Source organism: Mesorhizobium sp. M7A.F.Ca.CA.002.04.1.1, from assembly GCF_004022805.1.
GTDB classification, from domain to species: Bacteria; Pseudomonadota; Alphaproteobacteria; order Rhizobiales; family Rhizobiaceae; genus Mesorhizobium; species Mesorhizobium ciceri.
Genome location: NZ_RZPL01001313.1, coordinates 1 through 461, shown reverse-complemented (window position 1 = coordinate 461; position 461 = coordinate 1). Strand labels below are relative to the sequence as shown.

The window sequence follows — 461 nt, the reverse complement described above, 5'->3', positions numbered from 1 at the left end:
AGCCGCGATCGTGCTGGTCGTCTCCGGCGCCATCACATGGTCGGCTGCGCCAAAATCGCCATGATTGTGAGCTTGCTGTGCCGGGCATCGGGCACGGGCATTTTCTTTCCCACTAATGTGTGACTTTATGCCCGCTGTCGTCAGCTGATTTGTGCCTAGATCGAGGAATTCGCCACAGTGTTCGTATCCTTTTTCCCGCAGCCGAAGCTGTTCTTCACTTCGGCCGCCGTCTGGAGCCTTGCGGCGATCCTGTTCTGGTTCTTCGGTGGTGAACAATTAGGTACGGTTTTCGGATTGCCGCCCGCCGCGGCCGGCGCGCCGCCCATCATCGGCATCGCCATCCTCGTATCGAAGCCGTTCCTCTGGTTCTATCTCTATTTCGCGTTCTGCGTGCTCGTCTTCTACGCATTCTGGAGCTGGTATTCGCCGCATCCATGGCAACGCTGGTCGATCCTGATGAC

Annotated in this window: 1 pseudogene; it reads left to right on the top strand. The window is 57.9% G+C overall.

The features are described 5' to 3' along the window. Positions 1-177: 177 nt before the first annotated feature. A pseudogene (locus tag ENZ75_RS33960) lies at positions 178-461 on the top strand (peptide transporter); the annotation flags it as partial.